At 69.4% G+C, this 23,839-nt stretch carries 21 protein-coding genes and 4 tRNA genes; 15 read left to right on the plus strand and 10 right to left on the minus strand.

The annotated features are described in order from the left end of the window. The first annotated feature begins 81 nt into the window (after window positions 1-81). A complete protein-coding gene (locus RR49_RS10505) occupies window positions 82-2,916 on the plus strand; it encodes an aconitate hydratase (protein ID WP_045248171.1) in 2,835 nt (944 codons plus the stop codon). Between the two features lie 143 nt (window positions 2,917-3,059). Continuing rightward, the gene (gene dxs, locus RR49_RS10510; protein ID WP_045248047.1) at window positions 3,060-5,027 is read left to right on the plus strand and encodes a 1-deoxy-D-xylulose-5-phosphate synthase; all 1,968 of its coding nucleotides are present in this window, start codon (window positions 3,060-3,062) and stop codon (window positions 5,025-5,027) included. A 71-nt stretch (window positions 5,028-5,098) separates the two neighbouring features. Here dxs and RR49_RS10515 read toward each other — a convergent pair whose 3' ends face one another. From RR49_RS10515 to RR49_RS10530, 4 genes are all read right to left on the minus strand, one after another. Further along, window positions 5,099-7,243, minus strand: coding sequence for a 3-hydroxyacyl-CoA dehydrogenase NAD-binding domain-containing protein (locus tag RR49_RS10515; RefSeq protein ID WP_045248172.1), 2,145 nt, complete (start codon window positions 7,241-7,243; stop codon window positions 5,099-5,101). A gap of 8 nt (window positions 7,244-7,251) precedes the next feature. Then, window positions 7,252-8,454, minus strand: coding sequence for a thiolase family protein (locus tag RR49_RS10520; RefSeq protein ID WP_045248048.1), 1,203 nt, complete (start codon window positions 8,452-8,454; stop codon window positions 7,252-7,254). A 72-nt stretch (window positions 8,455-8,526) separates the two neighbouring features. Beyond that, the gene (locus RR49_RS10525; RefSeq protein ID WP_045248173.1) at window positions 8,527-9,720 is read right to left on the minus strand and encodes a ribonuclease D; all 1,194 of its coding nucleotides are present in this window, start codon (window positions 9,718-9,720) and stop codon (window positions 8,527-8,529) included. Next, window positions 9,713-10,300 (minus strand): DUF3000 family protein, encoded by a 588-nt coding sequence (locus tag RR49_RS10530; RefSeq protein WP_045248049.1) that lies wholly within the window; start codon window positions 10,298-10,300, stop codon window positions 9,713-9,715. The genes RR49_RS10525 and RR49_RS10530 overlap by 8 nt, the downstream gene beginning before the upstream one ends. Before the next feature lie 25 nt (window positions 10,301-10,325). Here RR49_RS10530 and RR49_RS10535 point away from each other — a divergent pair, with 25 nt between their 5' ends. After that, window positions 10,326-11,549, plus strand: coding sequence for an alpha/beta hydrolase family protein (locus RR49_RS10535; RefSeq protein WP_045248050.1), 1,224 nt, complete (start codon window positions 10,326-10,328; stop codon window positions 11,547-11,549). On the opposite strand, the gene RR49_RS10540 is transcribed toward RR49_RS10535, so the two are convergent. From RR49_RS10540 to RR49_RS10550, 3 genes are read right to left on the minus strand one after another with little or no spacing between them, the layout of a single operon-like run. Continuing rightward, window positions 11,518-12,240, minus strand: a complete 723-nt coding sequence (locus RR49_RS10540; RefSeq protein ID WP_048808929.1) for a dihydrofolate reductase family protein — start codon at window positions 12,238-12,240, stop codon at window positions 11,518-11,520. The genes RR49_RS10535 and RR49_RS10540 overlap by 32 nt on opposite strands. Then, window positions 12,237-12,686, minus strand: a complete 450-nt coding sequence (locus tag RR49_RS10545; protein WP_045248051.1) for a SufE family protein — start codon at window positions 12,684-12,686, stop codon at window positions 12,237-12,239. Before RR49_RS10545 ends, RR49_RS10540 begins: the two co-directional genes overlap by 4 nt. Window positions 12,687-12,715: 29 nt before the next feature. After that, window positions 12,716-13,621, minus strand: coding sequence for a sulfurtransferase (locus RR49_RS10550; protein ID WP_045248052.1), 906 nt, complete (start codon window positions 13,619-13,621; stop codon window positions 12,716-12,718). 116 nt (window positions 13,622-13,737) lie between these two features. Here RR49_RS10550 and zapE point away from each other — a divergent pair, with 116 nt between their 5' ends. From zapE to RR49_RS10570, 4 genes are all read left to right on the plus strand, one after another. Beyond that, a complete protein-coding gene (gene zapE, locus RR49_RS10555) occupies window positions 13,738-14,772 on the plus strand; it encodes a cell division protein ZapE (protein WP_045248053.1) in 1,035 nt (344 codons plus the stop codon). 230 nt (window positions 14,773-15,002) lie between these two features. Next, window positions 15,003-16,295 carry an ammonium transporter gene (locus RR49_RS10560; protein ID WP_045248054.1) on the plus strand — a complete coding sequence of 431 codons (1,293 nt, stop codon included), beginning with the start codon at window positions 15,003-15,005 and terminating at the stop codon, window positions 16,293-16,295. An 89-nt stretch (window positions 16,296-16,384) separates the two neighbouring features. Continuing rightward, on the plus strand, window positions 16,385-16,843 hold the full coding sequence (locus tag RR49_RS10565; protein ID WP_048808930.1) for a type II toxin-antitoxin system PemK/MazF family toxin: 459 nt from the start codon (window positions 16,385-16,387) through the stop codon (window positions 16,841-16,843). A gap of 32 nt (window positions 16,844-16,875) precedes the next feature. Beyond that, the gene (locus tag RR49_RS10570; protein ID WP_045248055.1) at window positions 16,876-17,160 is read left to right on the plus strand and encodes a hypothetical protein; all 285 of its coding nucleotides are present in this window, start codon (window positions 16,876-16,878) and stop codon (window positions 17,158-17,160) included. Between the two features lie 38 nt (window positions 17,161-17,198). On the opposite strand, the gene RR49_RS10575 is transcribed toward RR49_RS10570, so the two are convergent. Continuing rightward, window positions 17,199-17,274: transfer RNA gene (locus RR49_RS10575), tRNA-Val, on the minus strand. Between the two features lie 150 nt (window positions 17,275-17,424). Between RR49_RS10575 and RR49_RS10580 the strand changes: the two genes are divergently transcribed. The 6 genes from RR49_RS10580 (at window position 17,425) to RR49_RS10605 (ending at window position 19,506) form a co-directional block, all read left to right on the plus strand. After that, window positions 17,425-17,497: transfer RNA gene (locus RR49_RS10580), tRNA-Gly, on the plus strand. A gap of 54 nt (window positions 17,498-17,551) precedes the next feature. Continuing rightward, window positions 17,552-17,625 (plus strand) — tRNA-Cys (locus RR49_RS10585). A 25-nt stretch (window positions 17,626-17,650) separates the two neighbouring features. Further along, a tRNA-Val gene (locus tag RR49_RS10590) sits at window positions 17,651-17,725 on the plus strand. A 72-nt stretch (window positions 17,726-17,797) separates the two neighbouring features. After that, complete coding sequence (locus RR49_RS10595; RefSeq protein WP_045248056.1) at window positions 17,798-18,322, plus strand: GNAT family N-acetyltransferase; 525 nt, start codon at window positions 17,798-17,800, stop codon at window positions 18,320-18,322. Between the two features lie 9 nt (window positions 18,323-18,331). Continuing rightward, window positions 18,332-18,841: a glycine cleavage system transcriptional repressor gene (locus tag RR49_RS10600; protein ID WP_045248057.1), complete on the plus strand. Its 510-nt coding sequence runs from the start codon at window positions 18,332-18,334 to the stop codon at window positions 18,839-18,841. Further along, on the plus strand, window positions 18,838-19,506 hold the full coding sequence (locus tag RR49_RS10605; protein ID WP_045248058.1) for a DNA alkylation repair protein: 669 nt from the start codon (window positions 18,838-18,840) through the stop codon (window positions 19,504-19,506). Before RR49_RS10600 ends, RR49_RS10605 begins: the two co-directional genes overlap by 4 nt. A gap of 4 nt (window positions 19,507-19,510) precedes the next feature. Here RR49_RS10605 and RR49_RS10610 read toward each other — a convergent pair whose 3' ends face one another. Continuing rightward, window positions 19,511-20,659: an SLC13 family permease gene (locus tag RR49_RS10610; protein WP_045248059.1), complete on the minus strand. Its 1,149-nt coding sequence runs from the start codon at window positions 20,657-20,659 to the stop codon at window positions 19,511-19,513. 189 nt (window positions 20,660-20,848) lie between these two features. On the opposite strand from RR49_RS10610, the gene thrS reads away from it, so the two are divergent. Continuing rightward, the gene (thrS, locus tag RR49_RS10615; protein WP_045248060.1) at window positions 20,849-22,855 is read left to right on the plus strand and encodes a threonine--tRNA ligase; all 2,007 of its coding nucleotides are present in this window, start codon (window positions 20,849-20,851) and stop codon (window positions 22,853-22,855) included. Continuing rightward, complete coding sequence (locus RR49_RS10620) at window positions 22,852-23,412, plus strand: HIT family protein (RefSeq protein ID WP_045248061.1); 561 nt, start codon at window positions 22,852-22,854, stop codon at window positions 23,410-23,412. The genes thrS and RR49_RS10620 overlap by 4 nt, the downstream gene beginning before the upstream one ends. 38 nt (window positions 23,413-23,450) lie before the next feature. Here the strand turns inward: RR49_RS10620 and RR49_RS10625 are convergent, their stop codons facing one another. Beyond that, complete coding sequence (locus RR49_RS10625; protein WP_048808931.1) at window positions 23,451-23,810, minus strand: LysR family transcriptional regulator substrate-binding protein; 360 nt, start codon at window positions 23,808-23,810, stop codon at window positions 23,451-23,453. Between the last annotated feature and the right edge of the window lie 29 nt (window positions 23,811-23,839).

Genomic DNA, 23,839 nt, shown 5'->3' on the forward strand with positions numbered 1-23,839 from the left:
TGCTAGCCACCCCCGGAACCGGGCGGGAAGATGGGAACGGCGGCGCTCACTGCCGCCCGAATGCCGACGAAGGAGACGATCGTGTCCACGGTTGACAGCTTCGGTGCCAAGAGCACCCTGACGGTCGGCAGCACCGACTACGAGATCTTCCGCATCGACGCGGTCGCGGGCTACGACAAGCTCCCGTTCAGTCTCAAGGTGCTGCTGGAGAACCTGCTCCGCACGGAAGACGGCGCGAACGTCACCAAGGAGCAGATCGAGGCGCTCGGCTCCTGGGACCCGCAAGCCGAGCCCGACACCGAGATCCAGTTCACTCCCGCCCGCGTGGTCATGCAGGACTTCACGGGCGTGCCCTGCATCGTCGACCTCGCCACCATGCGCGAGGCCGTGACCGCGCTCGGCGGCGACCCCAAGCGCATCAACCCGCTCTCGCCCGCCGAGATGGTCATCGACCACTCGGTCATCGCCGACCTGTTCGGCAGCGAGAACGCCCTCGAACGCAACGTCGAGATCGAGTACGAGCGCAACGGGGAGCGCTACCAGTTCCTCCGCTGGGGTCAGACCGCGTTCGACGACTTCAAGGTCGTGCCCCCGGGAACGGGCATCGTGCACCAGGTGAACATCGAGCACCTCGCCAAGGTCGTCTACGACCGCACCGTCGGCGGTGTGCTGCGCGCCTACCCCGACACCTGCGTCGGCACCGACTCGCACACCACCATGGTCAACGGCCTCGGCGTGCTCGGCTGGGGCGTCGGCGGCATCGAGGCCGAGGCCGCGATGCTCGGTCAGCCCGTCTCGATGCTCATCCCGCGCGTCGTCGGCTTCAAGCTGACCGGCGAGATCCCCGCCGGTGTCACCGCGACCGACGTGGTGCTCACGATCACCGACCTGCTGCGCAAGCACGGCGTCGTCGGCAAGTTCGTCGAGTTCTACGGAGCCGGCGTCGCGTCGGTGCCGCTCGCCAACCGCGCCACCATCGGCAACATGAGCCCCGAGTTCGGCTCCACCGCGGCGATCTTCCCGATCGACGACGTCACCCTCGACTACCTGCGCCTCACCGGCCGCAGCGAGCAGGCCGTCGCGCTCGTCGAGCAGTACGCGAAGACCCAGTCGCTCTGGCACGACGCCGCGAACGAGCCCCAGTACAGCGAGTACCTCGAGCTCGACCTCGCCACGGTCGTGCCCTCGATCGCCGGACCGAAGCGCCCGCAGGACCGCATCCTGCTCGCCGAGGCCAAGTCGCAGTTCGAGAAGGACATCCTCAACTACGCCACTCCCGCCACGAGCGACTCGATCGTCGACCTCGAGTCGGCCGGATCGTTCCCCGCGTCCGATGCGGGCGTCGTGCCCGGCGACGAGCACACCCACACCGGCGAGGTGCTCATCTCGAGCGGCGGGCCGGCCGCGGCATCCAAGCCCGTCAAGGTCACCCCGCCCCACGGCGCGTCCTACATCCTCGACAACGGTGCGGTCACCCTCGCGGCGATCACCTCGTGCACCAACACGTCGAACCCGTCTGTCATGGTCGCGGCGGGCCTCCTGGCGCGCAACGCCCTCGCCAAGGGCCTGAAGCGCAAGCCGTGGGTGAAGACCACGCTCGGCCCGGGCTCGAAGGTCGTCACCGACTACTACGAGAAGTCCGGCCTCGACAAGGACCTCGAGGGTCTCGGCTTCTACACCGTCGGCTACGGCTGCACGATCTGCATCGGCAACTCCGGTCCCCTCATCGAGGAGGTCTCGGCGGCGATCAACGAGAACGACCTCGCCGTCACCGCCGTGCTCTCCGGCAACCGCAACTTCGAGGGCCGCATCAGCCCCGACGTGAAGATGAACTACCTCGCCTCACCGCCCCTCGTCGTCGCGTACTCGCTCGCGGGCACGATGAACTTCGACTTCGAGACCGACGCGCTCGGCACCGACACCGACGGCAACGACGTGTTCCTGAAGGACATCTGGCCCGACACGGCCGACGTGCAGTCGATCATCGACTCGTCGATCTCGCGCGACCAGTTCATCAACCAGTACGCCACCGTCTTCGACGGCGACGAGCGCTGGAAGAGCCTGCCGACCCCGAGCGGCCCGGTCTTCGAGTGGGATGCCGACTCGACCTACGTGCGCAAGGCGCCGTACTTCGACGGCATGACCATGGACCTCACCCCCGTCTCCGACATCACCGGCGCACGAGTCATGGCGACCCTCGGCGACTCCGTCACGACCGACCACATCAGCCCGGCCGGCAACATCAAGGCGGGCACGCCCGCCGCACAGTACCTGACCGAGCACGGCGTCGCGCAGAAGGACTTCAACTCCTACGGCTCGCGCCGCGGGAACCACGAGGTCATGATCCGCGGCACCTTCGCGAACATCCGTCTGAAGAACGAGCTCACCGCGGCTGTCAACGACGGCGCGGTCGTCGAGGGCGGCTACACACGCGACTTCACCCAGGCCGGCGGACCGCAGTCCTACATCTACGACGCGTCGCAGAACTACCAGGAGCAGGGCACCCCGCTCGTCGTGTTCGGCGGCAAGGAGTACGGTTCGGGCTCGTCCCGCGACTGGGCCGCCAAGGGCACGCGCCTGCTCGGCGTGAAGGCGGTCATCACCGAGAGCTTCGAGCGCATCCACCGTTCGAACCTGATCGGCATGGGCGTCGTCCCGCTGCAGTTCCCGGCCGGCGAGAGCTGGAAGTCCCTCGGCCTCGACGGCACCGAGATCATCTCGATCACGGGCCTCGAGCAGCTCAACGAGGGCGTCACTCCGAAGACGGTGCGCGTCGTCGCCGAGCCGAGCGAGTTCTCGGCCGACGGCAAGCAGACCGTGGAGTTCGACGCGGTCGTGCGAATCGACACCCCCGGTGAGGCCGACTACTACCGCAACGGCGGCATCCTGCAGTACGTTCTGCGCTCGCTCGTCTGAGCGCTCACGCCGTCGGGGCCTCGGAGCGATCCGGGGCCCCGACGGCGTTTCCGCCGGTGCGCGTCAAGCCCCCTGTCGGGCCTGTGCACGCGGATACACTGAACCGATCGGCGCTGTCCGCGTCGCCCGAACGAGAGGACGGAATGGCACTCCTTCCGACGATCACCGGTCCCCGCGACCTCGATCGACTCTCGCCCGAACAGCTCACGGAACTCGCGTCGGAGATCCGCACGTTCCTCATCGAGAACGTCGCCCGCACGGGCGGTCACCTCGGCCCGAACCTCGGCGTGGTCGAGCTGACGATCGCCATGCACCGGGTGTTCCGCTCGCCCGATGACCCGTTCATCTTCGACACCGGGCACCAGTCCTACGTGCACAAGATCCTGACGGGTCGTCAGGACTTCTCCGGTCTCCGCTCGCGCGACGGCCTCGCCGGCTATCCGCAGCGCTCCGAGAGCCCCCACGACGTCGTCGAGTCGTCCCACGCGTCGTCCTCGCTCAGCTGGGCGGACGGCATCTCGCGTGCGCTCAGCCGCACCGGTCGACGCGATCATCACGTGGTCGCCGTCGTCGGCGACGGCTCGCTGACCGGCGGGATGACGTGGGAGGCGCTCAACAACATCTCCGACGACAACGATCGCAACCTCGTCATCATCGTCAACGACAACGGTCGCTCCTACGCTCCGACGATCGGCGGCATGGCCCGATACCTGAACCGCGTGCGGGCGGCGGGCGCCTATCGCACGCTGCGTACGTCGTCGGACTCGCTGTTCCGGGCCCTCGGCCCGTGGGCGAGAGCCGTCTACCGCGGTGTGCGGGGCGGAACGCACGGCTTCCTCTCCCGTTTCGTGAACAACGAATCGCTGTACTCGAACCTCGACATCAAGTACTTCGGGCCGATCGACGGCCACGACATCCCGACCCTCCTCGAGACGCTCGAACTCGCGAAGCGCTACCAGGCGCCCGTGATCGTCCATGTGATCACCGAGAAGGGCCGCGGATACGCTCCGGCGCTCGAGGACGAGGCGGATCAGTTCCACGCGGTCGGCAAGATCGACCCCGCGACGGGGGAGACGCTCGGCTCGGGCGGGGGAACGGCCTGGACCAGCGTGTTCGCCGACGAACTGGTGACTGTCGGGGAGCAGCGTCCCGACGTGATCGCGGTCACGGCCGCGATGCTGCGGCCCACGGGCCTGAAGCCCTTCGCCGACCGGTTCCCCGGCCGGGTGTACGACGTGGGCATCGCCGAGCAGCACGCGGTCGCGTCGGCGGCCGGCCTCGCCTATGGCGGCCTGCACCCCGTCGTGGCCATCTACGCGACGTTCATGAACCGCGCCTTCGACCAGGTGATGATGGATGTTGCCCTCCACCGTGCGGGCGTGACCTTCGTGCTCGATCGGGCCGGCGTCACCGGACCCGACGGCCCCAGCCATCACGGCATCTGGGATCTCGCGATGCTGCAGATCGTGCCGGGAATCCGCATTGCGGCGCCACGCGATGCGGCCCGCCTGCGCGAGCTGCTGCACGAGGCAGTGGCCGTCGAGGACGCACCGACGGTCGTGCGGTTCCCCCGTGGCAACGTGGGGGACGAGCTTCCCGCGATCGAGCGGCTGTCCGACGGCACCGACGTGCTCGCGCGCAACGACCAGCAGGACGTGCTCATCGTCGGCATCGGGCCGATGGCGCAGGTGGCCGTCGACGTGGCCCACCGCCTGCACTCGCAGGGCATCGGCGCGACCGTCATCGACCCCCGCTGGGCGGTGCCGGTTGCGCCGTCGGTCGTCCAGCTCGCCGCGCAGCACCGCATCGTCATCACGATCGAGGACGGCATCCGTGTCGGCGGCGTCGGCACCCGCATCCGTCAGGTGCTGCGGGAGGCCGGCATCGACACGGCCGTCGATGAACTCGGCGTTCCGGACGAGTTCATCTCGCACGCGAGCCGCGAGCAGATCCTCGAGGACGCCGGTCTCGTCGCCCCGAAGATCGCCCACGACGTCGTCGCGCAGGTGCTCGGCACACGGGTGCCGAAGGCTCGCGCCTCGGAGGACGCGGGGGAGTGGACCGCCGCCGATGCCGCCCCCGAGGACGCCGGCCGACGCGCGGACGACTGAGCCGTACGCGACGGCCGATCGCACGAAGGAGGGGCCCGTCCGCACGGACGGGCCCCTCCTTCGTGCGATCCCTACGCGCCGATCCCGCGGATGGGCGGGTGATGGAACGTGTCGCCGAACGCGCGCTCGGCAGCGCCCGAGCGGTCGAGGTACGGCGAGGCGCCGCCGTCGATGAACGGCCACCCGGCGCCGAAGATGAGCGCGAGGTCGATGTCCTGCACTTCGGGCACCACGCCCTCGTCGAGCATGATCTTGATCTCGGTCGCGAGTCCGTCCTCGACGCGACGGAGGATCTCCGCCTCGCTCGCCGGCGTCTTCCCCGCGACCTGGTCGACGAGCTTCTGCGCGGGCTTGGTCCAGCCGGTGACCCGACCGTTCTTGTCCTTCTCGACGACCTGGTCGAGGTTCGCGAGCTCGTGGAAGTTCTCCGACGCGAAGAACCGGTCCGGGAAGGCCCCCGCCATCGTGTCCTGCACGTGAGCGGCGACCTTCCAGCCGACGAGGTCGATCAGCTGGAACGGCGTCATCGGCAGCCCGAGCGGCGCATAGGCCTTGTCGACCGTCGTCAGCGGCGTTCCTTCGTAGATCGCGCGGGCGGCCTCGCCGAGGAGCTTGGCGAGCAGCCGGTTGACGATGAAGCCCGGGGCATCCTTGCTGAGGATCGCGTTCTTGCCGATCGCCTTCGCGACGACGAACGCGGTGGACAGGCTCTGCTCGTTCGTGTGCGGGGTCTTCACGATCTCCAGCAGCGGCATGAGTGCCACGGGGTTGAAGAAGTGGAAGCCGACGAGGCGTTCGGGGTGGGCGAGCTTTGCGCCGATCTCCTCGACTGAGAGCGACGATGTGTTCGTGGCGAGGATCGCGTCTTCCGCGATGTGCTGCTCGATGTCGGCGAAGACCTGCTGCTTGACGCCCACCTCCTCGAACACCGCCTCGATGACGAAGTCGCAGTCGGCGTATTCGCTCTTGTCGGTCGTCCCGTGCACGAGCGCGCGCAGCTGGTTGGCCGTGTCGGCGTCGAGCCGGCCCTTCGCCTCGAGCTTGCCGATCTCGTCACGGATGTAGGCAAGGCCCTTGTCGACGCGTGCCTGGTCGATGTCGGTGATGACCACCGGCACCCGGAGCTTGCGCAGGAACAGCAGTGCGAACTGGCTGGCCATGAGCCCGGCGCCGATGACGCCGACCTTCGAGACCTTCTTCGCGAGGGCCTTGTCGGGGGCGCCGACGGGGCGCTTCGCGCGCTTCTGCACGAGGTCGAAGGCATACATGGATGCCGCGAACTGATCGCCCACGATCAGTTCGGAGAGCGCCTCGTCCTCGCGCTCGAAGCCCTCCCACTTGGTGCCGCTCTTGGCCTTGTCGAGGAGCTCGAGTGCGAGGTAGGGCGCGCGGGGGACAGTGCCGATGCGGCTCTCGAGCATCCCGCGGGCGATCTTGATCGCGATCGGCCACTTGGTGAGGCGTTCGATCTTGCCGGGCTCGTTCTTGCGCTCGACTTTGATCGCTCCCGACAGCACACCGTCGGCCCACGCCAGCGACTCCTCGAGGAAGTTGGCCGGCTCGAAGATCGTGTCGACGATGCCGAGCTCGAACGCCTGCTGGGGCTTGAGCATCCGGTTCTGCTTGAGCGGGTTGGAGATCACGACCTCGAGGGCGTTCTCGATGCCGATGAGGTTCGGCAGCAGGTACGCGCCGCCCCAGCCGGGGATGAGCCCCAGGAACACCTCGGGCAGCGCGATCGCCGCGGCCGAGGCATCCACCGTGCGATACGTCGACTGCAGCGCGATCTCGAGTCCGCCGCCGAGCGCGAGGCCGTTCACGAACGCGAACGACGGCACGCCGAGGTCGCCGAGCTTCGAGAAGGCGAAGTGACCGCCCTGGGCGATGAGCTTCGCGATCTCCTTCGACGGCACCTTGGCGACGTCGCTCAGGTCAGCCCCGGCGGCGAGGATGTACTGCTTGCCGGTGACTCCCACGGCCTGGATCTCACCCGACTTCGCACGCTGTGCGAGTGCGTCGAGCGTGCGGATGAGCTCGAGGATGGTCTTCGGCCCGAACGTGTTGGGCCGGGTGTGGTCGCGTCCGTTGTTGAGCGTGACGAGGGCGAGCACCTTCCCGGAGGAAAGCCGCACGTCGCGCACGAGGGAGCGGGTGACGACCTCGTCGGGGACGAGGTTCTCGAGCGCGGAGAAGTCGATCTGGTCGTAGCGGGTCATCGCGGTGCTCACTTCTTCTTGCCGTCGTAGTACGGGTTCTCCCAGATGACCGATCCGCCCTGGCCGAGGCCGACGCACATGGCGGTGAGGCCGTAGCGCACGTCGGGGCGCTCCGCGAACTGCGCGGCGAGCTGGATCATCAGACGCACACCGGATGCCGCGAGGGGGTGTCCGAGCGCGATCGCCCCGCCCCACTGGTTCACGCGCGGGTCGTCGTCGGCGATGCCGAAGTGGTCGAGGAGCGAGATCACCTGGATCGCGAACGCCTCGTTGAGCTCGAACAGTCCGATGTCAGTGATCGACAGACCCGCCTTCGCGAGCGCCTTCTCGGTCGACGGAATGGGCCCGATGCCCATGATCTCCGGCTGCACGCCCGCGAACGCGAACGAGACGAGCTTCATCTTCGGGCGCAGGCCCAGCTCGCGCACGGCGTGGCCTCCCGCGAGGAGACTCATCGTCGCGCCGTCGGTGAGCGGGGACGAGGTGCCGGCGGTCACTCGTCCGTGCGGACGGAAGGGCGTCTTCAGACCGGCGAGGTCGGCCATCGTCGTCTGCGGGCGACGACCCTCGTCCTCGGTCGCGATGCCCCAGGCGCCCTCGGCGTCCTTCGTGGCGACGGACACGAGGTCGGGCTGGATCTTGCCGGCGTCGTAGGCGGCCTGCGCCTTGTGCTGGCTGAGCATGCCGTAGCGGTCGCTGCGCTCCTTGGTCAGGTGCGGGAAGCGGTCGAAGATGCGCTCGGCGGTCACACCCATGTTGAGGGCGCCCGGGTCGACCAGCCGCTCGGCGACGAATCGCGGGTTGGGGTCGGAGTTCGCTCCGATGGGGTGACGGCCCATGTGCTCGACGCCGCCCGCGAGGGCGAGGTCATACATGCCGAAGCCGATCGAGCCGGCCATGGTGGTGACGCTCGTCATCGCGCCCGCGCACATGCGGTCGATCGCGAATCCGGGCACGCTCTGGGGGAGACCGGCGAGGATCGCGGCGGAGCGCCCGAGGGTGAGGCCCTGGTCACCCGTCTGCGATGTCGCGGCGATGGCGACGTCATCGATCCGGTCGGCGGGGACGTCGGGGTTGCGCCCCATCACGCCGATGATCGTCTTGACGACGAGGTCGTCAGCCCGGGTGTTCCAGTACTGCCCTTTTTCACCCGCGCGCCCGAACGGGGTACGCATGCCGTCGATGAAATAGACGTCCGAATTCTCGGCCACTCTGCCTCCAAAGTCTGGGATCGAGTCCAGCCTAAGGTGGAACTGCGTCTCACGAAATCGGTTGGTTCGAACCTACGATGCCGGTTCGGCGGGCTCCGCCGGGTTTTGCGCGGAAACGACAAAGGCTTCGGCGATCAGCTGTGCGGTTTGCGCAATCTGCCAGCGGCGTGCCCCACCCGCCGCGAGGGCGGCCGCGATGTGGTCCGCGTCGGCGGGAACCGGCGGCTCCCACGCCAGGCGGCGCAGCAGCTCGGGCGTCAGCAGGTTCTCCGTCGGCATTCCGAGACTCGACGCACGCTCCTCGATGACCGGGCGCGCCGCCTTCAGCCGCGCGTCCGCCTCGGGGGCGCGGTCGGCCCACGCGCGCGGCGGCGGCAGCGTGTCGCCCGGAATGCGGTCGGGGGGAAGGTCGGTATCCGCGCGACCCCGCTCGATCGCATCCCACCAGCGGTCGAGCTGGGTGCGGCTGGCCCGGCCGGTGAACTCCTTCACCTCGGCGAGGGCACGTTTGGTCGCGGGGTTCGCCTGAATGGCCGCGACGAGTGAGCGATCGGGCACGAGCCGGCCGGGGGAGACATCCTGTTGCTGCGCGTATTCCTCACGCGCGATCCACAGGGCGCGGGCGATCGCGAGGTTGCGGCGCCCGCGCAGGGTGTGGAGTCCGCTCAGTCGGCGCCACGGGTCGGCGCGGACGGGCTTCGGCTCACGGTGCAGCACGGCGTCGAACTCCTCGGCCGCGAGCTCGGTCTTCCCCTGCGCAGCGAGCTCGTCGACGAGGATGTCGCGCACGTCGACGAGATGCAGCACATCGAGCGCCGCATACTCCAGCCACGACTGCGGCAGCGGACGCGTCGACCAGTCATCGGCCGAATGCGCCTTCGCGAGCGTGATCCCGAGGGTCTCCTCGACGATCGCACCGAGCCCCACGCGTTCGTGACCGAGGAGCCGGGCCGCGAGCTCGGTGTCGAAGATGCGCTGCGGCACGAGGCCCCACTCGCGCAGCGACGGGAGGTCCTGGCTCGCCGCGTGCAGCACCCACTCGTCATCGAGAGCCGCCTGCAGCACGGAGGCATCGGGCAGTGCCGGCGGGTCGAACAGGAAGACACCGGCGTCCCGTCGGAAGACCTGCACGAGGTAGGCGCGCTGGCTGTAGCGGAACCCGGAGGCCCGCTCGACGTCCACAGCGATCGGACCGGTTCCCGCCGCGAGCACGGCGGCCGCGGCATCCAGTCCCTCGGTCGTCGAGATCACGTCGTAGTCAGGCACGGGCACGTCCTCGGGGATTCAGCACGGGGGCCTGTTCAGAGCCCGGCGGGAGACCGGCGAGCATGCAGACGACCTCGGCCCAGGCACGCACGTGCGCGTCGAACGGGCCGTCGGGCGTCCACGACGCCCGCAGCTCCAGCTGCGAGCCGGAGCCTTCGGCGGCCAACGAGCCGAAGCCCTGCGAGACGGTTTTGGTGACCGTGCCGGAGGGGGAGTGATAGGCCGCGCCGTTCTCGTCGAGCGCGTCGAGCAACCACGCCCAGGCCACCTCGGCGACCATCGGATCGACGCCGATGTCGACCTCGAGCGGCGCCTGCGCATAGCAGACGATGCGCCATGCACCGCCCCACGCGTCGGGCTCCTCCCGGTCGTGCAGCAGCACGAACCGACCCGTGCCGTAGACGGAGTCGAGCGCACCGGGCTCGGGACGGATGTCGCCTGCGAGGGCGAACGCCTCGGGGGCGAGTCCCGTCGGGGCGGGCAGCTCGCGGGTCACGAGGTCGTCGCGAAGGTCCGCGGCATGCAGCTGGGCAAGCGCGGCGGCGAACGACGCGGATGCCGCGGGAGCCTGGTCGACCACGACGACAGACTAGAATGAAGCCTCGATGGCAAGCTCAAGGCGCGCCGCGTCGCGCGGCGCCTCACCTGCGGTCTCTCTCGGTCTGCGCACCCTCATCGTCGCGCTCGGCGTGCTGCTCGGACTCTCGCTCGCGGCTATCGCCGGAGTGGCCGGACGCATCGCGCGACTCGTGGTGACGCCCTCGCGCCGGCGCCCCGACACGACCATCGTCGCGCTCGACCCGGCCGCCCAGACGATCACCCTGACGCGCACGCCCGACACGGAACTGCCCGGACGATACGGTCTGTTCACGACGGGTGCCGAGGAGTACCTCAAGCTCGGCTCGGTCCTGCAGGCGGATGCCGGCACGGTCAAGCGCAAGCTTCTCACCGAGGTGCCGACGGGCACACAGCTCGCCGACCCCGCCGCGTTCAGCGGGTGGTACTACGACCGTCCCGAGCAGTTGCATCTGCCCTACCGGTCGACACTCATCGGCTCCGCCGTGGGGCCGTGCCCGGCGTGGATCTTCCCCGCCGACGGCGGCAGCGACGTCTGGTGCATCCAGATCCATGGCCGCGGCGCCGCGCGGGCGGAGTGCCTGCGCGCGGTCCCACTGCTGCACAGCCTGGGCATCACGACGATGGTGACGTCGTACCGCAATGACGGCGAGGCACCGCGCAGCCGCACGGGCACGTACATGCTCGGCGCGACGGAGTGGCGCGACGTCGACGCCGCGGTCGGCTACGCCCGCCGCCACGGGGCGGAGCGCATCATCCTCATGGGGTGGTCGATGGGCGGCGCGATCGCTCTCCAGCTCGAGCTCAGTTCGGCGCACCGTGATCGCATCGTGGGCGTGATCCTGGAGTCACCGGTGGTCGACTGGAGGATCGTGCTGCGGTATCAGGGTCGGGAGATGGGGCTGCCGGAGCCGGTCACCGAGCTCGCGCTCACCGCGCTGCAGTCGGAGTGGGGTGCCGCCCTGACCCGCAGTGGAGCGCCGATCCCGTTCGACCGCCTCGACGTCGTGGCGCGAGCGGAGGAGCTGCGGCATCCGATTCTGATCCTTCACAGCGACGACGACGGGTTCGTTCCCTCGGAGGCGTCGCACCAGCTCGCCGAGGCCCGTCCCGACCTGGTCGACCTGCAGGTCTTCGCCGTCGCCCGCCACACGAAGCTCTGGAACTACGACCAGGAGCGCTGGAGCCGGGCGATCGAATCGTGGCTCGACGCGCACGCGCTCATCCCGCGGGACGCAGGCGCAGATACGTGAACCCCGTCTCGTCGACCAGGTGGCCGACGACCCGCGTGGCGACGCGCTGATCGCGCGCCAGCCGCAGGAAGGGCGAACTGACGGGTTCGAGCACGGGCGCGACCGTGAGGCAGTACTCGTCGATCACTCCGGCCGCCGCGAACTGGCTCGCGAGCGACGGTCCACCCTCGCAGACAACGCGGCGATGGCCCTCCTCCGCCAGGACCGTGAGGACGTCCCGCGGGGACAGCGGTGCGGTTCCGGGCACCGGCAGCACAGTGATGCCCGCGGCATCCGGATGCGAGCGGATCGCATCGGCGCGATCGGCGGGGCAGATCACGATCACCTGATCGCTCGCGGCACCCTCGGCCAGAGCGAGGCGGTGGCCGGTGAGGTCTCCGCTGGACGTGACGATCGCCAGACGCGCACGGCGGGGCACGATGTACCCCTCTGCCCGCACGCTCTGCGCGCCGACGACGACGACGTCGGCGAGCTCGCGGATGATGCCGAGAATGAGACGGTCGACGCGGTTCGTGAGCGACTCGCTCGTGCCGTCGTCGCCGGCGGCCGCTCCTGTGAGGCTCGTGATCATGTTGAGCCGCACGAAGCGGTCGGCCGTGGGCGCATAGACATGACGCAGTGCCTCACGCGTGCCGGGGGCGAGGGTGTCGAACGCGCGGAGCGTGCGCGGCTCGAGTTCGAGCAGGGTCATCCCGCCAGTGCACCCGACTTCTCGTGCACCTGGCGCTTGGCGCGCCGGAGCATCCCTGACATTCCGACGATGCGCAGCGGCGAGACCGCGCGCGTGAGCCCGATGGTCTGCGGGTAGTCATCGGGGATCGCGAGCACCTCGGCGACGGTCAGACCGGAGATCCCCTGCACGAGGATGCTGGCGAAGCCGCGGGTCGTCGGCGCCTCGGCGGGAGCCATCGCGTGCATCGTCACGATGCCGTCGGCGACCTCGATCAAGATATAGACCGGGGACTGGCACTCCGCCACACGCTCGCACATCTCGGGATGGCCCTGCAGGGCCGGAGGCACCTCGGGGAGCTCCTCGGAGTACTCGAGGAGCAACTGGAGGCGCTCGGGGTCCGTGAGCTCGAGGAAGGCGTCGCGCGCCTCGGCGAGCGAGGGCGGGAGCGCGTCAGAGTCCGACATCGCCCCCATCCTCGCACGCAGGAAGAACGTCAGGCGCGCGGGGGGACCGCGCCCGGCTCGGCACCCGTGACGATGGGAACCCGCACGGCGCTGCCCCACTCGGTCCAGGAGCCGTCGTAGTTGCGCACGTTCTCGATGCCGAGCAGGTGCTTCAGCACGAACCAGGTGTGGCTCGAGCGTTCACCGATGCGGCAGTAGGCGATGACCTCATCGGCGTCGCCGAGTCCCGCCTCGTCACGGTAGATGGCGTCGAGCTCGGCGCGCGACTTGAAGGTGCCGTCCGCGGCCACGGCCTTGGCCCACGGAACACTCGCCGCGCTGGGGATGTGGCCGGCGCGCAGGGCGCCCTCTTCGGGGTAGGCGGGGGCGGACGTGCGCTCGCCCGAGTACTCCTCCGGCGACCGCACGTCGATGAGCGGCTTGCCGAGGTGGACGAGGACGTCCTCCTTGTACGCGCGCAGCACGGAGTCGTCGCGCTCGATGACGGGATACGACGTCGCGGCGCGCTCGGCGGGCGCGGTCGTGATGTCGCGGCCCTCGGCGATCCAGCGATCACGGCCACCGTCGAGCAGGCGCACGTCCTCGTGGCCGAACAGCGAGAACACCCACAGTGCGTAGGCGGCCCACCAGTTGTTCTTGTCGCCGTAGATGACGATGGTGTCGTCACGCGAGATGCCCTTGCGGCTGAGCAGCTCGGCGAAGCCCGCGCCGTCGACGTAGTCACGCACGACCGGGTCGTTGAGCTCGGTGTGCCAGTCGACCTTGACGGCGCCGGGAATATGGCCGGTCTCGTAGAGGAGGACGTCCTCGTCGGACTCGACGACCACCAGGCCCGGGTCGGTGAGGTGCTCGGCGAGCCACGCGGTGCTCACCAGCCGGTCGCTGTGCGCATACTCGGCGAACTTCTGGCTGTCGGTGTCGGGTGCGACGGACATCGCTGCTCCTCGGAAATGACGGGTGGGTGACGGCGTTAGGGTTGTTCGCGTCCCCGCCAACCTACGTCGGTGCAGCGGGGGCGGATCTGTTGCGTCGAAAAATGACAGGGGCACGAATGGCAGCCGCCGTGACCACGGGCGTCATCCACCTCACCGACCGAACCCCTGACGTGAGCGGCGCGGACATGGTCGCCGCCCTCGTCCCCCCGCCCCAGTTCGACGGAGCGACCTTCGAGACGTATCGCGCCGATGACGCCTATCCGTCGCAGCAGGCGGCAAAGGAGAAGCTGATCGCCTTCTCCGGCGGCGGAGCGGCCGCACCGGTGCGTCGGGGGCTCTTCTCGAAGGCGCCGAAGATCGAGCCCACAAAACCCGGGGTGTATCTCGACGGCGGGTTCGGCGTGGGCAAGACCCACCTCCTCGCGTCCATCTACCATGCGATGCCCGCCCGCCGTAAGTACTTCGGCTCGTTCATCGAGTACACGGCGCTCGTCGGCGCACTCGGCTATCAAAAGGCCGTCGAGCTCTTCCGCGGCGCCGACCTGCTGTGCATCGACGAGTTCGAGCTCGACGACCCGGGCGACACGATGGTGATGACCCGTCTCCTCGGCGAGCTGGTTCCCGGTGGAACCAGGCTGGCCGCGACATCCAACACGCCTCCGAACGCGCTCGGCGAGGGCCGTTTCGCCGCCCAGGACTTCCTGCGCGAGATCAATGCGATGTCTGCCAGCTTCGAGACGCTGCGCATCGACGGCGTCGACTTCCGCCAGCGCGCCCTCGACGGCCACGCGGTCGTGCTCGACGACGAGGCATACACGGTGGCGATCGCGGATGCCGCGGCATCCGGTCTCGTCTCGGATGACGCGTTCGGGGACCTCGTCGCGCACCTGGCCCGGGTGCACCCGTCGCGCTACATCCGCCTCATCGATGGTCTCGCCACCATCGGGTTGCGCGACGTCGTCACGCTGGAGGACCAGTCCGCAGCCCTGCGACTGGTCGCATTCGTCGATCGCGCCTACGATGCGCAGGTCCCCATCCGTGCGACCGGAGTCGCCCTCGATCGGGTCTTCGGCGAGGACATGCTCGGCGGGGGGTACCGCAAGAAGTACCTGCGCGCCATCTCTCGCCTGAACGCCTTGACGCATTCCTGACGACTCCCGGTCGCTCCCGCGCAGCTGCACGGGAACCTCACGGTCATGCCTCGAGATCTCTGCGACTCCCGAAACGTGATGTTAACGCGGGCCTGTGCACTGTTACCTGCCGGAAACACGAGGCGCATACCGGGCGAAACCCGCTCTCGCGAGACTGGCGGCACCCGACGCTACGCTCTCCCGCGCGTTCTGCCGAGGGTCCTGTAACACGACACATGAGTGAGGATTTCATGGACAACGGAAGTCTCGCCTGGTACATCGCCGCAACGGCGCTAGTGCTGTTCATGACGCCGGGCGTTGCGTTCTTCTACGGAGGACTCGTCAAGGCCAAGAGCGTCGTCAGCATGATGATGATGAGCTTCGGAGCAATGGGCCTCATCGCCGTGCTCTGGATCCTCTACGGATTCAACATGCAGACCGCCGACTGGTGGCCTGGCGTACTCGGCAACCCCTTCAGCGACTTCGGCCTGACCACCATGGCCAACACCCCGGAGACCGCATCGGTCAACCTGACGGCCGTCTCGTACGGCGCGACGTTCGCGATCATCACGGTCGCGCTCGTCTCCGGCGCCATCGCCGACCGCGCCAAGTTCGGCTCGTGGATGATCTTCGCGTTCCTGTTCGCGACGATCGACTACTTCGCGGTCGCCGGCTGGGTCTGGAACACCAACGGCTGGATCTTCAACCTCGGCACGACGCTGTTCGGCAAGGACGCTGGCGTTGAGGTCATCGACTACGCCGGTGGTACTGCGGTGCACATCAACGCCGGTGCCGCGGCGCTCGCGCTCGCACTCGTGCTCGGAAAGCGCGTCGGCTTCAAGAAGGGCATCACCAAGCCCCACAACGTGCCGCTCGTGCTGCTCGGCGCCGCCATCCTGTGGTTCGGCTGGTTCGGCTTCAACGCCGGCGCCTCGGCCTTCTTCGTCTCGCCCGAGGGCACCTCGTCGGCGAACGGCGCGATCCTCGCGGGTATCGGTGCCGTCGGCTCACCGACCGGTCTGATCGTGATCAACACGCTCGGCGCCACGGCTGCGGCCGTGCTCGGCTGGATCATCGTCGAGAAGCTCAAGGACGGCAAGGCCACCTCGGTCGGCGCCGCCTCGGGTGCCGTCGCCGGTCTCGTCGCGATCACCCCCTCGTGCGCGAACCTCGACCCGGGCTGGGCGCTCCTGCTCGGCCTCATCGCCGGTGGCGTGTGCGCGATTGCGATCGAGCTGAAGTGGAAGCTCGGCTTCGACGACTCGCTCGACGTCGTGGGTGTCCACCTCGTCGGCGGCATCATCGGAACGCTGTACCTCGGCTTCTTCGCCACGGGCACGGGGCTGTTCCTCGGCGGTGGCTGGGACCAGCTCATCCTGCAGGCGATCGCCGCAGCCACGGTGCTGGTGTTCTCCTTCGTCGTCGCCTTCGTGGTCGGTTTCGCGATCGAGAAGACGATCGGGTTCCGCATCAAGAACGAGGACGAGATCGCCGGTGTCGACACCACGGTCCACGGTGAAGAGGGCTACGCACTCGCGGAGTGACCTTCACCGATCGTCCCGAAGGGCGTCGCGGCTTCGGCCGCGGCGCCCTTCGGCGTTCCCCGGCGGGCGCGCTCCGCTAGCGTGAGGATGTGGCCTTCTCGACACTGCTCCGCGGATTGGTGCGCGCCCTCACCGGACGCCCCGCTCGCGCCGAAGAGGTCGACATACGCACGACACGCGGCATCCGCGTCGCGTACTCGCCGTCTCCCGGCGGCGCGGCCGACGGGGGAGAGATCGTGTGGACCTGGGTGCCGTTCCAGGAGAACCCGCGTCAGGGGAAGGACCGGCCGGTGCTCGTCATCGGCCGCGCCGGACGCGCTCATGCGTGGGCGATGAAGCTGACGAGCAAGTCCCACGTCGGCGACCGCGAGTACGTCTCGCTCGGCAGCGGTGCATGGGATGCCTCCCGGCGCGAGTCGTGGCTCGATCTCGATCAGCTGTACCGGGTGCCGGATGCGGCGGTGCGCCGCGAAGCCGCGGCGCTCGACGCGCGCACGTTCCGCCGCGTCGCCGCGGAGCTGCAGCGCCGGTACGGCTGGCGCATCTAGCCGGGAGCTGCGCGGCGGGCTAGCCTCGCGGCATGGGGGAGCACGAGGCATCCGATCGCCGTGGGCTGGGCGGTGTCATCTGGGCGTGGATCTGGACCGCCGTCGCTGGTGGCGTCGCGGCGCCCCTCTGGGCCGTGAGTAGCCTGACGGAGGGGGCATGCTACGACTCGTCGGTGCCGGGACGCTCGTACTGCATCTCGGGTCCGGTGCTCGGTGCGCCGGCGACGGCGGTGCTGTGGACCCTGTGGGCGATCGCGGTCGCCGTGTGCCTCGTCATCGCCATCCGGACGACGCGCACGCGCCTGTGCGAGGCGTAGAACTCACACGACGAACCCCCGCCGAAGCGGGGGTTCTGTGGTGGGCGATACCAGACTCGAACTGATGACCTCTTCCGTGTGAAGGAAGCGCGCTACCAACTGCGCCAATCGCCCGATCGGCCCCGGAGGACCGAGTGTCGAGCATACCGGATGCGGCGGGCCCGCCGCGAACCGAGAGCGCGAAACGCCCGCGCGCGTGCCGGTTTTGCGTCGACCGATTCGTCGGCTAAAGTCGTACGAGTGCCCCGGGCAACTGGGAAACACGCGGATGTAGCGCAGTTGGTAGCGCATCACCTTGCCAAGGTGAGGGTCGCGAGTTCGAGTCTCGTCATCCGCTCGAGTGCAGGGGTCGTTCCATCGAACGATCACGGCACGTGGGGTCAAACCACACGGTGGCGTGGCCGAGCGGCTAGGCACCGGCCTGCAAAGCCGTTTACACGGGTTCGAATCCCGTCGCCACCTCCACTCACAAGTGAACATGCCTGAACAGGCGCGATTGGCGCAGCGGTAGCGCGCTTCCCTGACACGGAAGAGGTCACTGGTTCGATCCCAGTATCGCGCACCACCCGAAACCCCCGGCTCGCCGGGGGTTTTCTCGTTTCCGGAGGATGTCGGCGCCGCCGCGCACACTGGTCACATGACGGATGTCTCCCTCACCCCCTGGCGCGATGACCACCTGCCCGTCCTGATCGCCGCGAACACCCCCGAGATGACCGTGCACCTCGGCGGCCCCGAGACCGACGACGAGGTCCGGGCGCGACACGCGAAGTATCTGCGCCTCACCGCGGCGGGGGAAGCGTGGATGTTCGCGATCGAGCGGGAGGGCACCGCGATCGGAGGTATCGGCTTCTGGCCGAGCGACCTCGGCGGCGCGCCAGTGTACGAAGCGGGCTGGCACGTGCTCCCGCCGTGGCAGGGCCGCGGATACGCCGGGGCGGGGCTGCGGGCACTCGTCGAGATGGCCCCGACGATCGCGGCGCCGCGGTCGCTCATCGTCGCCTTCCCCTCGATCGAGAACGACGCTTCGAACGGTGTGTGCCGCGCTGCGGGGTTCACCGCCCTGGACGAACGCGACTCGGAGTACCGCGGAGTCCGCCTCCACGTACGCGTGTGGACACGACACTTCAGGGAGCCCCTGACAGCCGCACCGTCCGCACCCTAGGCTCGGCGCATGGCCCAGCTCGTGCTCACCGTCGTCGGCGACGACCGCCCCGGCATCGTCCAGTCCCTCGCACACGCCGTCGCCGCCTATGGCGGCAACTGGCAGCGCAGCGAACTCGCCGAGCTCGCGGGCGCGTTCGCCGGGATCGTGCTCGTCGAGGTGGCCGATGACGCGGTCGACGCCCTCACGACGGCCCTGGCCGACCTTCCCGCACTGCGGGTGTCGGTGCACCTCACGACACACGCTCCCGACCCCGCCGGGTCGCGTCTCACCTTCACCGTGCTGGGCAACGATCGTCCCGGCATCGTGAACGACGTCACCCGCGCGCTCAGCGTGCGCGGCCTCACGATCGACGCGTTCACGAGTCGCGTGTTCGATGCGCCGATGGCCGGAGGGACGCTGTTCGAGGCGAGTATCGCCGCGCACGCGGCATCCGCTGCCGTCGCCGACGACGCGACGGCGGCGCTCGAGCAGCTCGCGGGGGAGATCCAGGTCGATCTCACATTCGACGCGTCATGACCGCGTCGGCGCAGATCGTCGAGGGCGTCCGAGCCGATCTGCGAGCGCGCGCCGACCCCGCTCGCGCCGCCGCCCAGCAGGCGTACATGACATCGGCGATGCCGTTCCGCGGTGTGCCGGTGCCGGAGGTGCGACGACTCACCCGGCAGCGCGCGAAGGGTGTGGCGGACGCCGGGACCCTGCGCGCGGCCGCCGAGGCACTGTGGAGCGGCGCCGAGGTGCGTGAGGAGCGCTACGCCGCCCTCGCGATCCTCGCTCTCAGGCCGCTGCAGGACGACCCCTCCCTGCTGGGGACCATCGAGCGATGTGTGCGCGAGGGGCAGTGGTGGGACCTCGTGGACGAGCTCGCCCACCGTGTCGCCGACCAGCTCGAGGTGCGACCGCGCGAGACGGCGCGCCTCGTGCGCGCCTGGGCCGGCAATGACGACATGTGGCTGCGACGCATCGCGATCATCTCGCAGCTCGGTCGCGGCACCGCACTCGACGAGACGCTGCTCGACGATGCGATCCGCCCCAACATCGCCGACACCGAGTTCTTCGTGCGCAAGGCGATCGGCTGGGCGCTGCGGGACCACGCGCGCGTCGCACCCGACTGGGTGCGCGCATACGTCGAGGCGCATCCGCTCAGTCCGCTCAGTCGCCGCGAGGCCCTGAGGAACCTCTGAGGCGTCAGAACGCGAGCGGCACGGTCGCGAGGGCGACCACCAGCGGGGCCACGAGGCACCCGCGCAGCATGTAGGTGCGCCACGAGATCTGCACCTCGAGCGACCGCAGCCGGGCATGCCAGAGCAGCGTCGCAAGGGAGGCCCAGGGCGTGATCAGCGGGCCGGCGTTCACCCCGACGAGCACCGCGCCCAGGCGCGCCGGTGTGTGCGCGACCTGCTCGAGCGCGAGGTAGGCGGGCAGGTTGTCGATGAGATTCGCGCCGACAAGGGCGGATGCCGCGACCCGCCAGAGTTCGAGCAGATCGTCGCCCGCTCCCGCCACCGCTCCGATGACGGCGGCGCCGCCGAGCGCCTCCAGCGCGCCGACGGCGAGGAACAGCCCGGCGGCGAACAGGACGAGCTGCCACGGGAGGAGAGAGGGGCGCAGCGCGGCGGGGGAGCGCACGGCGAACACGATCGTCAAGACCACAGCGGCTCCGAGGGCCGGGATCCACGGTGCGAGACCGGACACGAGGAGCGGCATCATGACCACGACGACGGCCGCGCTCACGATGAGCAGGGGGGCATCGTCGATTCGGGGGGCGACCGGCGTCTCGAACCGCCCGTGCAACTGACGGCGGTGGAACAGCAGCAGCGCCGTGACAGTGACGACGATCGCGATGAGCGCGGGCGCCCCCATGAGCGCGAGGAACTGCAGCGGGTCGCCGCCCGCGAGCCGGTCGGCGGCGAGCAGATTGGTGAGGTTCGACACCGGCAGCGCCAGCGACGCCGTGTTGGCGAGCCACACGGTCGCGAACGCGAACGGCAGCGGCGACAGACCCGCCCGGCGCGCGACGGCGACCACGACCGGGGTGAGCAGCACCGCGGTCGTGTCGAGGGAGAGGAAGGCGGTCGCGAGGACCGCCAGCAGCACGATGCTGAACCACAGCCGCACCGTGTGCCCGCGGCTGAGGCGCACGAGCAGGTGGCCCGCGGCGTCGAAGACGCCGGCGGCCGCGGCGAGCTCGGCGACGACCGTCACCGCGACGACGAACAGCAGGATGGGCCACACGCGGTCGCCGATGGCGAGGGCGTTCGCCGCGGGAAGCACGCCGGTCGCCACGGCGATCGCCGACAGCACCAGGAGCACGGCGCCGACGCCCGCGAGTTTCACGCTCTCATCCTGCTCCTCGACGAACGCGGGAGCGGTAGGCTCGCGGCATGGACATCCGCCCTCGCCCGCTCACGACCGTCGTCGTGCGCGCGACGGCGACGCGAACGCTCGGCGCCTGAGCGGGCGGCGGCGCGCGTGCGCCCCGAAGCTGAGTAGCCTGGAACCGAGCGATTCTCTGGAGATTTCCCTGTGTCTGATGTCGTACCCACCGTCGTCGAGTATCCCGCCGACGGCTTCGCCCTCTTCCCCGACCGATCCGTGGTGGCGCTGCGCGTCAACGGTGAGCTGAAGGACCTCGCGACGGTCGTGACCGCTGCGGACTCGGTCGAGCCGGTCACGATCGACAGCGCCGACGGCCTGGCGATCCTGCGGCACTCGACCGCCCACGTGCTCGCCCAGGCGGTGCAGCGCATCAAGCCGCAGACGAACCTCGGCATCGGCCCGCCGATCACCGACGGCTTCTACTACGACTTCGGCACGGACGCGCCGTTCACCCCCGATGACGTCAAGGCCATCAAGAAGGAGATGGAGCGCATCGTCCGCGAGGGCCAGCGCTTCGTTCGCCGGGTCGTCAGCGACGACGAGGCGCGCGCCGAGCTCGCCGACGAGCCGTTCAAGCTCGAGCTGATCGGCCTCAAGGGCGGCACGAAGGAGGCCGCCGAGGGCGCCTCGGTCGAGGTCGGAGCCGGCGAGCTGACGATCTACGACAACGTCGACCGCGACGGCGAGACCGTCTGGAAAGACCTGTGCCGCGGACCTCACGTGCCCAACACCCGCACGATCGGCAACGGCTGGGATCTGCAGCGCATCGCGGGAGCCTATTGGCGCGGCAGTGAGAAGAACCCGCAGCTGCAGCGCATCTACGGCACCGCGTGGGCGACGAAGGACGAACTGCGCGCCTACCAGCAGCGCCTCGAGGAGGCCGCCAAGCGCGACCACCGCAAGCTCGGCAAGGAGCTCGACCTGTTCTCGTTCCCCGACGAGATCGGTTCGGGACTGAGCGTCTGGCATCCGAAGGGCGGCATCGTCCGCGGCGAGATGGAGCAGCACGCCCGCCGCCGCCATGTGGCGGCCGGCTACACCTACGTGTACACCCCGCACATCTCGAAGGAAGACCTCTTCCTGACCTCGAACCACCTCGTGACCTACCGGGACGGCATGTTCCCGCCCATCACGATGGACGAGGAGCGCGACGCCGAGGGCACCATCACCAAGGCCGGCCAGGAGTACTACCTGAAGCCGATGAACTGCCCGATGCACATCCTCATCTACAAGGAGCGCGGCCGCAGCTACCGCGACCTGCCGATGCGGCTCGCCGAGAACGGCACCGTCTACCGCAACGAACTCTCGGGCGCCCTCCACGGCCTCACGCGCGTCCGCGGCTTCACCCAGGACGACTCGCACCTGTTCGTGACCCCCGAGCAGCTCGAGAGTGAGGCCACGAAGGTGCTGGAGTTCGTCATCTCGATGCTGCGGGACTTCGGCCTTGACGACTTCGAGCTCGAGCTGTCGATGCGCGACGACGAGAAGTCGAAGTGGATCGGCTCGGACGAGTTCTGGGAGTACTCCACGAACGCACTGCGCAACGTCGCGGTGGCGAGCGGACTGAAGCTCACCGAGGTGCCCGGCGAGGCGGCGTTCTACGGCCCGAAGATCGACCTGAAGACCCGTGACGCGATCGGGCGCACCTGGCAGCTGTCGACCGTGCAGGTCGACCCGAACCTGCCCGAGCGCTTCGAGCTGGAGTACACCGGCTCGGACGGCGAGCGTCACCGCCCCATCATGATCCACCGTGCACTGTTCGGCTCGATCGAGCGGTTCTTCGCGATCCTGCTCGAGCACTACGCCGGCGCGTTCCCGGTGTGGCTCTCCCCGGTGCAGGTCGTCGGCATCCCGGTCGCCGAGGAGTACGCGCCGTACCTCGACGAGATCGTCGGCCGCCTGCGTGAGGCGGGCGTGCGCGCGGAGGTCGACCACTCCGACGACCGCATGCAGAAGAAGATCCGCACGCACACCACCCAGAAGGTGCCGCTGCAGCTGATCGCGGGGGAGCAGGACCGCGCCGCGGGCACGGTCTCGTTCCGCTTCCGCGACGGGTCGCAGACCAACGGCGTACCCGTCGACGATGCGATCGCCCTCGTCTTGCGCGCCATCGCGCAGCACACCCTCGTCGACACGGCGGATCAGCTCGTATGACCTCGTCGCACGCGGGCGGATCGGATGACGCGCTGGTCGCGGCATCCGATCTGCCCGGCGTGCCGGACGAGTTCCAGCGCCTGTGGACCCCGCACCGGATGGCGTACATCCAGGCAGGCCCCGAGCCGCTGAAGCACGACTGCCCGTTCTGCGCAGCGCCGTCGATGAGCGACGAGGACGCCCTGATCGTGCACCGGGGTGTGCACGCCTACGTGCTGCTGAACCTCTTCCCGTACAACTCAGGACACCTGCTGGTGTGCCCCTACCGCCATGTCGGTCTCTACGACGAGGCCACCGCAGAGGAGATCGACGAGATCTCCCGCCTGACGCAGACAGCGATGCGCACGCTGCGTGAGACCGCACGCTGCCACGGCTTCAACATCGGCATGAACCAGGGCGAGGTCGCCGGCGCGGGCGTCGCCGCCCACCTGCACCAGCACGTCGTGCCGCGCTGGGCGACCGACGCGAACTTCTTCCCGATCATCGCGAAGACGAAGGCCCTGCCGCAGCTGCTCGGCGAGGTGCGCCAGTCGCTCGCCGACGCCTGGCCGGCCTGACCGCGTCCCCTCTCCCTCGAGAGAGCGGATGCCGCGCCTCACCCGCCGCGGCGGACGGCGCGCAGCATCGCCATGAACGCCGCGGCCGCGCGCGACGGCGTCGTGTGCACGGCTGTGCCGAGGAAGAGCGTCCACGCGGGCAGAGGCGGGTCGAGCGGTCGCACCGCGAGGGCATCGCCCACGTCTCCGAGCCCTGCGACGAAGTCGGGGACGATCGCGACCCCCGCGCCCTTCGCGACGAGCACGGGGATCGCCGCGGCATCCGGTGCCTCCACGCCGATGTCGCGCCGCAGGCCCGCCCGGGCGAACACCTCGTCGATGAGGTCGCGGGTGCCGAACCCGCGCGGGGCGTCGATGAACGGCGACGCCGCGAGCTCGGGAAGAGTGGCGACAGGCACGGTGCAGCGCGAGCCACGCGGCGATCCCC

This window comes from Microbacterium ginsengisoli (genome assembly GCF_000956535.1).
GTDB classification, from domain to species: Bacteria; Actinomycetota; Actinomycetes; order Actinomycetales; family Microbacteriaceae; genus Microbacterium; species Microbacterium ginsengisoli.

What these genes read in the sequence shown, in the direction of transcription:
- dxs (WP_045248047.1), top strand. Translation starts at nt 3,060, where the DNA reads ATGGCACTCCTTCCGACGATCACCGGTCCCCGCGACCTCGATCGACTC.
- RR49_RS10515 (WP_045248172.1), bottom strand. Translation starts at nt 7,243, where the DNA reads ATGACCCGCTACGACCAGATCGACTTCTCCGCGCTCGAGAACCTCGTC.
- RR49_RS10535 (WP_045248050.1), top strand. Translation starts at nt 10,326, where the DNA reads ATGGCAAGCTCAAGGCGCGCCGCGTCGCGCGGCGCCTCACCTGCGGTC.
- RR49_RS10540 (WP_048808929.1), bottom strand. Translation starts at nt 12,240, where the DNA reads ATGACCCTGCTCGAACTCGAGCCGCGCACGCTCCGCGCGTTCGACACC.
- RR49_RS10545 (WP_045248051.1), bottom strand. Translation starts at nt 12,686, where the DNA reads ATGTCGGACTCTGACGCGCTCCCGCCCTCGCTCGCCGAGGCGCGCGAC.
- RR49_RS10550 (WP_045248052.1), bottom strand. Translation starts at nt 13,621, where the DNA reads ATGTCCGTCGCACCCGACACCGACAGCCAGAAGTTCGCCGAGTATGCG.
- zapE (WP_045248053.1), top strand. Translation starts at nt 13,738, where the DNA reads ATGGCAGCCGCCGTGACCACGGGCGTCATCCACCTCACCGACCGAACC.
- RR49_RS10560 (WP_045248054.1), top strand. Translation starts at nt 15,003, where the DNA reads ATGGACAACGGAAGTCTCGCCTGGTACATCGCCGCAACGGCGCTAGTG.
- RR49_RS10570 (WP_045248055.1), top strand. Translation starts at nt 16,876, where the DNA reads ATGGGGGAGCACGAGGCATCCGATCGCCGTGGGCTGGGCGGTGTCATC.
- RR49_RS10595 (WP_045248056.1), top strand. Translation starts at nt 17,798, where the DNA reads ATGACGGATGTCTCCCTCACCCCCTGGCGCGATGACCACCTGCCCGTC.
- RR49_RS10600 (WP_045248057.1), top strand. Translation starts at nt 18,332, where the DNA reads ATGGCCCAGCTCGTGCTCACCGTCGTCGGCGACGACCGCCCCGGCATC.
- RR49_RS10605 (WP_045248058.1), top strand. Translation starts at nt 18,838, where the DNA reads ATGACCGCGTCGGCGCAGATCGTCGAGGGCGTCCGAGCCGATCTGCGA.
- RR49_RS10620 (WP_045248061.1), top strand. Translation starts at nt 22,852, where the DNA reads ATGACCTCGTCGCACGCGGGCGGATCGGATGACGCGCTGGTCGCGGCA.